The sequence below is a fragment of the Pseudomonas sp. GZD-222 genome (genome assembly GCF_049310525.1).
Lineage (GTDB): Bacteria > Pseudomonadota > Gammaproteobacteria > Pseudomonadales > Pseudomonadaceae > Aquipseudomonas.
The window spans coordinates 1-8,728 of record NZ_JBMOWO010000059.1; the positions used below are offsets into that span (position 1 = coordinate 1).

The following is an 8,728-nucleotide window of genomic DNA, read 5'->3' on the forward strand; positions in this document are numbered from 1 at the left end:
TCTTTTCCTCCCCCCGTTTTCCCTCTCCCCCCCCCCCCCCACCCCCCCCCCCCCCCCCGCTCCCACCGGTGCACCCATCAGCAGGCGCCTATGACCTGCTTGAGCATGTGCTTGAAGGTTTCGATCTGTTCTGGCGAGAAGTCATTAAAGACCCTGCCCTGCTGCTCCGAAGCGATGGCCCACAACGCTTCGGTCTGCTCGACGCCCTCGGCGCTCAGGCCGAAGCAGCCGGCGTCGCGGTCCTCCACCAGCCCCTTGCGCTTGAGGATGTCCAGCGACTGCTCGATCTCGCGCATGGGCATCGCCACCTCGCGCTGCAACCCGCTCATGTCCAAGCCACAATCGTTCTCCAGCACCATGAGCATGCGCGCTTCGCTGGTGCGCAAGCCGCTGGACAGTTGCCGTGGCTGATAGTCGGCCTGGTAACTGCGTACGGCCTGGGTCATCAGGTAATACAGGTTATGGCTCAAGCGTCCCTGAAACGCGCTCTTGCGTGAACCTTCAGGCCGCGACACCAGGCGCGGATGCGGCAGCACCGAGGAGTAGGCGCCCTGGTGATAGAGCAGCGGCGAACGGCCGAAGTCGTCGAAGGCAATCACCTTGCCGATCAGAATCCAGTGATCACCACCGTCGATCTGCTGGTGCATCGCGCATTGAAAACGCGCCGCACAGTCACTGAACAGCGGCGCGCCACCGGCGCCCTCCTCGCATTCGATCTCTGCAAATTTATCGTCCTTGGGACGAGCGAACTGATTCGACAGGTCGATCTGGTCAGCCGCCAGAATGTTCACGGCAAAGTGGCTGGCATCGTTGAACACCTCATAGCTGGTGGAGCGCTTGTCGATGCTCCAGAGAATCAGCGCCGGGTCGAGTGAAACCGAGTTGAAGCTGTTGGCGGTGACGCCGACTTTGCGACCGTCCACGGCGGCGGTCATGATCGTCACACCGGTGGCGAAATTACCCAAGGCACGGCGAAAAGCGCGCGGATCGAAGCCCGCATCTTGTTGGTCGGTCATGATGTCCTCAGTGCCGGGCGAACCCGGCAGGTCGATTCGGGAAAATGAGTGAGGTCTTCAGACCATGCTTGGATCAGGCTCAAGCCCCATCAGCTCACGCCCCAGAATCTGGGTGCAGACGTCGTAGTCGGTGTAGGCATGGGCGGCGGTCATGTGCGAGTCGCGCCACAAGCGCTGCAGTTCGTTGCTCTGCATCCAGGCCGTGCCGCCAGCGGCTTCGAACAGGCGATCAACCGCCTGCACGCACATCTTCACCGCATAGCCCTGATTGGTACGCCAGAACGCCAGGGTTTCACGGCTGGGGTATTCGTGGCGCTCACCATGTTCGGCGTGGTCGCGCCAGGTTTTCTCCAGGAAGGCACGGGCAGCGGCGACCTGGTGGGTCGATTCGGCCAGGCGCATCAGCGCCGGCGTCGCCGCGCCGACATTGACACCGGTGTAGGCCCGCACGCGATTGCGGGTCTTATCCTTGAAAGCGTCGAGCATGCGTTCGGCAATGCCCAGGCCAATGGTGGCAAAGCCGCTGGCGAAATACGGCCGATACGGGCTGTAGAAGATCTTGCTGTCCGGGTACAGACCGAAGCCGGCGGACTTGCCTTCCATCATGTCCTTGGCTTTCTGGATGCGGTGCTCGGGGACGAAGACGTTGTCGATCGACAGGGTTTTGGTGCCGCTGCCTTTCATGCCCATGGCGTACCAGTCATCGACAATGGTGTAGTCGCTGCGCGGCAGCACGGCGAAGCAGTAATCCTGCGCCCCCTCGGCATTCAGGCGGCGGCAGCCGACGATGGCCCACTCGGCATGATCGCTGCCGCTGCTCCAGCCCATCTGACCACTGAACATGACGCCGCCCTCGACCTCCTCGACCTTGCCGAACGGCGCAATCGAACTGCTGGCCGTGGCGTCCGGGTTGGCACCCCAGATTTCGTCCTGCAGCTGCTTGGAGAACATCGCCAGTTGATGACTGTGGGTGCACAGCAGGCTCATGGCCCAGGCGGTGCTGGCACAGGACCCGGCGAGCAAGGCGATGCAATCACAGAACTCCGGCAGGGACATTTCCATGCCGCCATAGGCTTTGGGCAGGAACGCACGGTGCAAGCCGATGCCCTTGAGCATGGCGATGTTCTCGGCCGGGACCATACGGTCCTGCTCAGCCTGCGCGGCATTGGCAGCGATGACAGGGAGAAGCTCCTTGAGTGCTTCAAGGAGAGGGCTTGGCTTTTTCATTGTTAGCGACCTTGTTGTTAGAAATTCGCTTGCTCGGCCGGACCTGGTTGCAGGTAGACGCTGGAGTGGATTATGCGCAGCCCGGACAACAGCAAAAATGGACATTCCGCACTCTGCATTGCACTTTTCATGGTCTTGACGGCGCGCAAGGCGGTAATGGCATTTGCGTGCTTAAAAAATTGTTAACAAGACAACGAAACCAGTACCATAACGCCCCCCCTCCAGCACCGGAGCCGTACCCCGTCATGCGTCAATGGCCCAGCTCCCTGCGCGCCCTGCGCCACCGCAATTTCCGCCTGTATTTCACTGGCCATGCGATTTCCACGCTGGGTACCTGGATCCAGCAGGTGGCGCTGTCCTGGCTGATCTACCGGCTGACCGACTCGGTCGCCCTGCTCGGCCTGACCACCTTTTCCGCACTGATTCCGCAATTGCTGGTGGGGCCGTTTGCCGGTGCCTGGATCGACCGGCATGACAAACGTCGGCTGCTGATCATGGTCGAAGCGGCGCTCGCCTTGCATGCGCTGACCCTCGCCGGGCTGACCGCCAGCGAACAGATAGGGCCGGGGCTGATCGTGGCCATGGCCGCGCTGCTCGGGGTCCTCAATGCGGTAGACACGCCACTGCGCCAATCCTTGCTCAGCCAGTTCGTCGACGACCGCCAGGACCTGCCCAACGCCCTGGCCCTCAATGCCCTGCTGTTCACCCTGTCGCGCTTCATCGGCCCACCGCTGGCCGGGCTGCTGCTGGCGGTGGTCAGCGAGGCCGTGTGCTTTACCCTCAACGCGGTGTCATACCTGGCCCTGGTGATCGGCCTGACCTGCGTGCGCCAGCTACCCTCGCCACGGGCCAGCGGATCATTTGGCAACGTGTTCCGCGAAGGCATGCGCTATGCCCTGGACAATACGCAGGTGAAACAGCTGATGCTCAGCGTGATGGTGATCAACCTCACCGCGTCCAGCTACGTGGTGCTGCTGCCGGTATTCGCCCGCGACATCTTCGCTGGTGATGCCCGCACCCTCGGCTGGCTGTGGGGTGCAGCCGGGCTGGGCTCGCTGATTGCCAGTGTGGTCCTGGCCGGCAACCGCAACACCGCGCCACTGGGCCGGTTCATTCTTGCCAGTGCCGCAGCCAGCGCACTGGCCATGCTGTTGTTCGCCGCCAGTACGCAGCTGTGGCTGTCACTGTTGGCCATGGCGGTGCTCGGCTTCGCGATCACCCTGTGCAACGTCGGCACCAACATCTTGCTGCAGAGCGAGGCCCCCGAGGCGCTACGGGGCCGGGTCGTGGCCCTGTATACCTCGACACGCTTCGGTTTCGATGCCATCGGCGGCCTGCTTGCCGGCCTGCTCGCCGCGCACCTGGGCGCGCCTGCGGTGCTGCTGGGTGCCGGTGCGCTGTTGCTGGTCTACTGCAGCTGGGCAGCACACCGTCAGCGGGTCAAGGACAGGTAAGGCGAAAAGCCAGGAAGGCGCCGATACAAAAAAGGTTCTTCACAGAATTCCGCAGAGCAAGACGAAACTCGCTCCTGATCTTGATCTTGATCTCGCTTTTGATCTTCATCCACGCACGTTCAGGCGCCGCGAACTGCGACTTCAGGAGGCTGAGCGGAGGTGCCTGTAGGGGCCAGTGCGCAGCACCTTCGGCGTAGCCGAAGAACGCGAGCCGTAGACTTGGCGAAGCAAGTCGTAGGCCGCGTGGCCCCGGAAGGTGCCGGAGCGAAGTGACCCGGAGCGCAGCGTAGGGCCGTATGCAGGAGCGAGCGGTTTTGCCTACTTTTTCCAAGAAAAAAGTAGGCCGCCGTAAGGGCGGAAGGGGCCAGCAGCAGCGCCACACAAAATGGATATTCTCACTCCCATAATTCCGTGAAGCCCCATAAAAAAGCCGCCCGAAGGCGGCTCAGCAATGCAGAGAAAAACTCAGACCGTCAGCAACCACAGGCTCAGTCCCGGGAAGGCAACCAGCAAGGCGATACGCAGCAGATCGGAACACAGGAACGGCACGATCCCCTTGGCGGTTTCGCCATAGGGCACATCGCCGGCGCTGCGCTGGACGATAAACAGATTCATCCCCAGCGGCGGATGGATCAGCCCGATCTCCACCACCATCAAGGCCAGGATACCGAACCAGATCGACTTGTCCGTCTCACTCATGCCGAAGAAATCCAGGCCCATGATCATCGGATAGAAGATCGGAATGGTCAGCAGAATCATCGCCAGCGAATCCATGACGCACCCCAGCAACAGGTACAAGCCGAGGATGATGATCAGCACCAGCATCGGTGCCAGGCCACTGCCGATCACCCAGGCCGCCAGCTCACCCGGCATCTGCGTCAGCGCCAGGCCCGAGTTGAGCAGGTCGGCACCGAGCAGCACGAGGAAGATCATCGCAGTGGTTTCCGCCGTACCGAGCATGCTTGCGCGAAAGCCGCTCCAGCGCATCCCGCCCTGCCAGATCGCCAGCACACCGCAGGCCGCCGCACCGATCGAGGCTGCCTCGGTGGGGTTGGCCCAGCCGCCGTAGATACCGACGATCACCACCAGGAACACACCGATGACCGGCGACACGCTGACCAGCGCCTTGATCCGTTCGACCGCCGAGGCCTTGGGCGATACCGTCGCCTGGCTTTCATCACGGGAGACCATGATGCGCAGCACGATCATGTAGCCGATGATGGCCACCACGCCGGGCACGATGGCCGCGACGAACAGCTTGGCAATCGACTCCTGGGTCAGCACGGCATAGATGATCAGCGGTACCGAAGGCGGAATCAGAATGCCCAGGGTGCCGCCGGCCGCCACGGTGGCCGTGGCCAGGCGTCCGGAATAGTTATGCCGGCGCAGCTCCGGCAGTGCCACATGGCTCATGGTCGCAGCGGTTGCCAACGACGATCCGCAGATCGCGCCGAAACCGGCACAGGCACCAATCGCCGACAGCCCCATACCGCCCTTCCAGTGGCCAATGAACGCCGCAGCACAGCGGAAAATCGCCCGCGACAAGCCACCGTGGGTGGCGAACTGCCCCATCATCACGAACAGCGGAATCACCGCCAGGTCGTAGTTGGACAGGCGCGAATAGGCCAGGGAGTTGAGGGTGAACAACAGGCTCGACAGGTCACCGTCGTTGATTGCCCAGAAGCACGCCGCGCCGCCAATCAGCATGGTCACGCCAATATGCACCCGCAGTAGCAACAGCGAGGTGGTGATGCCAAGGGCAATCAGCCCCAATACCAGACCGCTCATGCCTGCCTCCCGGCTTTACGACAAATGTCCTGCACACGCGCCAGGGCGCACACACCCAACAGCACCAGGCTGGGGACGATGAACAACAAGGGGATCCACAGCGGAAACGACAGCAAGGTGGTGGAGTCGCCGAACTCGTGGCTTTCGAGCATCTGCAGCCAGGTGCGCCAGGCCAGGATCCAGGCCGCGGCGCAGCACAGCAGATGACCGATGCAATCGAGGGTGTTGCGCACCAGCGCCGGCAGCCACGAGGTCAGCGCATCGACTTTGATGTGCGTGCCGCGCAGCTCGCACAGCGGCAGGAACGCGGCGATGGCAATCGACGCGCCCACCTCTACAAGCTCCATGTCCCCGCGCACCGGCATGGAGAACAGCTTGCGGCCGATGATCGAGATCATCGACATGGCGATCAGGCCGACCAGCAACACCCCGCCGGCCATGGCAAAGCCCTGGGTCACCCATAACAAGGTGCGACGCACCCACCCGCGATGCTGTTCGGCATCAAACTCTATGGTCAGAGATTCCTGCATGGCGATTACTGCGCCAGGCCGGAGAGGCTGCGGACATCCTGGACCAGCGCCTTGCCGTCCAGGCCCTTGGCATCGGCTTCCTTGATCCACTGCTGCACCGCATCCGTCGAGGAGGCCTGCATTTCGCTGTAGGCTTTGGCATCGATATTGATCAAGCCAGCGGCTGGCGTTGCGGCATAGGCAGCATCCGACGCCTTGTCCCAGGCCGTGGCGAAGCGCTCGGACAGCGCCTTGCCGCTGTTGCGCTCGATGATCGCCTGCAGGTCAGCCGGCAGGCTGTCGAACTTGCGCTGGTTCATCAGCATCGCCAGCACGGTGTAACCAAATGCCGGCTGCCCGGCCGGGGTCACGCTGTGGTACTGGGTCACTTCGTCCAGCTTGGTCGCCGGGACCACTTCCCAGGCGGCCAGAGCACCGTCGACCACGCCCTTGGAAATCGCTTCGGTCATCTGCGCAGGCGGCATGCTCACCGGCGTGGCGTCGAGGCTTTCGACGGTTTTCGCGGCTGTGCGGCTCGACGCTCGCAGCTTCAAGCCCTTGAGGTCGGCCAGGGTTTGCACCGCCTTGCCGCGGGTGTGCAGGCTCATGCCGCCATCACCGTGCACCACCAGCACCTTGTAGCCCTTGAAGTCGTCCTGGGCGTACTGCTGGTAGAAGTTCCAGATGATCTCGTTACCCGCCTTGCCGCCGTAAGGCAGCACGAACGGCAACTCCAGTGCCTCGACACGGGGGAACTTGCCGGCCGAATAAGCGGGCGCCGTCCAGACGATATCGGCGACGCCGTTACGCGCCATGTCGGCAAGCTTGGCCGGTGTCCCGCCGAGCTGCATCGACGGATAGAGCTGGCACTTGATGCGATCGTTGGACTCCTGACGCAACTGCTCGCACCACGGCTCAATGATGTTGGCCTGGGCGTTGGAGGTGGACGGCAGGAAATGGGCGACCTTGAGCGTAACGGTTTCGACCGCCTGAGCCGACACCGCGCCCGCCATACCCAGGCACAGGGCAGCAATTGTGATTGTTTTCATGGTGTTAGCTCCGTGTTGTTGTTGTGGCCACGCTGGCGCGATAGCTCTAAGGAAGCGCAATACGTTAATAAGTTAATTTTTTGGCTGCGTTTGTCAACCACTATGCGCGCGTCGGCGTCGACAGACAGCGCGCCTAAAGCAGACAAAAAATCAGTTTTTATCGTTCTATTTCAGATATTTATCGCTTAAAAAAGCCTAAAAGCAGGCTTGTGAATATTCTCAAAATCAGAAAAGGACTATTGTTAATAACTTAACAATATGGCTACATGATTTAGACGCGACGCTCACCCCTGGCGCCGTGTCGACACGCCAACACCAATCCTAGAGACAAGAACAATGATCAGGATTCCACGCACTACCCCGGCACTCGTCTGCCTGTTCGGTACAGCCTGTGGCTTCACCCAGGTGGCCAATGCCGACTTCTTCAGTGACACCAAAGCCAGCCTCGAAGCCCGCAACATGTACATGAACCGTGACTTCCGGCAAAGCAATGCGCCCCAGGCCAAGGCCGAGGAATGGGCGCAGGGCTTTACAGCGCGTGTTGAATCGGGCTTCACCGAAGGCACCCTCGGCTTCGGCCTGGATGCCATCGCCGAGACGGCGATCAAGCTCGACTCCAGCCGCGACCGTCGCGGCACCGGCCTGCTGGCCTACGGTGCCGAGAGCCTGGAACCGGAAGATACCTACAGCGAACTGGGTCTGGCCGCCAAAGTACGGCTGTCGAAAAGCGTGCTGAAAATCGGCACCTTGCAGCCGCAACTGCCGGTAGCCGCCTACAACGATACCCGCCTGCTCTCCTCCACCTATGCCGGGACCCTGCTCAACTCCCAGGAAATCGGCGGCTTGACCCTCAACGCCGGGCGTCTGGAAAAGATCAACCTGCGCGACTCGTCGAGCAATGACGAGATGAACTACAACGGGGTAGAAAGCGCCCACCTCGACCTGGCCGGTGGCAGCTACGCCCTCACCCCAGGGCTGATAGCCAGCTACTACTACGCGCAGATGGACAACATCTACCAGCAGCACTACGTCGGGCTGGTGCACAGCGCCACCCTGGCCGAAGGCGTGACCCTCAAGACCGACCTGCGCTACTTCGACACTGGCGAAAGCGGTGATCACAACTTCCGTAGCGCCACCCGGGTCGACGCCGGCCGTATCGACAACCGCTTCTTCAACGGCATGCTGACCCTGGGTGTCGGCGCCCACAAGTTCGGGGCTGGCTACCAGAGCCTGTCTGGCGATGGCGACTTTGCCTTCCCCGGTCTGGACCCGTATTCGATCAACCTGGTGACCGTCAACACCTTCACCAAGGCCGGGACCGACGCCTGGCAAGCGCGCTACGACTACGACTTCGTCGCCCTCGGCGTGCCGGGGCTGACCTTCATGACCCGTTACGTCAACGGCCGCAACATCGAAACGGCGAGAGTCAGCGGTGGCAAGGAATGGGAACGTGACACCGACCTGGTGTACACCTTCCAGTCCGGCACCTTCAAAAACCTCAACATCCGCCTGCGCAACGCCACCTTTCGCTCCAGTGCCGGCCTGACTTCGGATATCGACGAAAACCGCATCATCATCGGCTACACCTTGCCGTTGATGTGATCTTGATCTACCGGTAGGAGCGGGGGGGGGGGGGGGGAGGGGAGGGGCAGCGACGCGAGACCGAACGCGAGAACACAGCACTA

7 protein-coding genes are annotated in these 8,728 nt (G+C 62.0%); 2 read left to right on the forward strand and 5 right to left on the reverse strand.

Going from position 1 to position 8,728, the window contains the following annotated elements:
- Window positions 1-77: 77 nt before the first annotated feature.
- A complete protein-coding gene (locus ACO6VD_RS11210) occupies window positions 78-1,016 on the reverse strand; it encodes a p-hydroxyphenylacetate 3-hydroxylase reductase component (RefSeq protein ID WP_422419046.1) in 939 nt (312 codons plus the stop codon).
- 57 nt (window positions 1,017-1,073) lie between these two features.
- Window positions 1,074-2,243: a p-hydroxyphenylacetate 3-hydroxylase oxygenase component gene (locus tag ACO6VD_RS11215; protein ID WP_422419048.1), complete on the reverse strand. Its 1,170-nt coding sequence runs from the start codon at window positions 2,241-2,243 to the stop codon at window positions 1,074-1,076.
- Window positions 2,244-2,488: 245 nt separating this feature from the next.
- On the opposite strand from ACO6VD_RS11215, the gene ACO6VD_RS11220 reads away from it, so the two are divergent.
- Window positions 2,489-3,697: an MFS transporter gene (locus tag ACO6VD_RS11220; protein WP_422419050.1), complete on the forward strand. Its 1,209-nt coding sequence runs from the start codon at window positions 2,489-2,491 to the stop codon at window positions 3,695-3,697.
- Window positions 3,698-4,162: 465 nt separating this feature from the next.
- On the opposite strand, the gene ACO6VD_RS11225 is transcribed toward ACO6VD_RS11220, so the two are convergent.
- From ACO6VD_RS11225 to ACO6VD_RS11235, 3 genes are read right to left on the reverse strand one after another with little or no spacing between them, the layout of a single operon-like run.
- A complete protein-coding gene (locus tag ACO6VD_RS11225) occupies window positions 4,163-5,485 on the reverse strand; it encodes a TRAP transporter large permease (protein WP_400172383.1) in 1,323 nt (440 codons plus the stop codon).
- Entirely contained in the window at window positions 5,482-6,015 is a 534-nt protein-coding gene (locus ACO6VD_RS11230) for a TRAP transporter small permease (protein ID WP_422419052.1), read from the reverse strand. The genes ACO6VD_RS11225 and ACO6VD_RS11230 overlap by 4 nt, the downstream gene beginning before the upstream one ends.
- A 5-nt stretch (window positions 6,016-6,020) precedes the next feature.
- Complete coding sequence (locus ACO6VD_RS11235) at window positions 6,021-7,043, reverse strand: TRAP transporter substrate-binding protein (RefSeq protein WP_422419054.1); 1,023 nt, start codon at window positions 7,041-7,043, stop codon at window positions 6,021-6,023.
- 336 nt (window positions 7,044-7,379) lie between these two features.
- Between ACO6VD_RS11235 and ACO6VD_RS11240 the strand changes: the two genes are divergently transcribed.
- Entirely contained in the window at window positions 7,380-8,645 is a 1,266-nt protein-coding gene (locus ACO6VD_RS11240) for an OprD family porin (protein ID WP_422419056.1), read from the forward strand.
- Window positions 8,646-8,728: the final 83 nt, after the last annotated feature.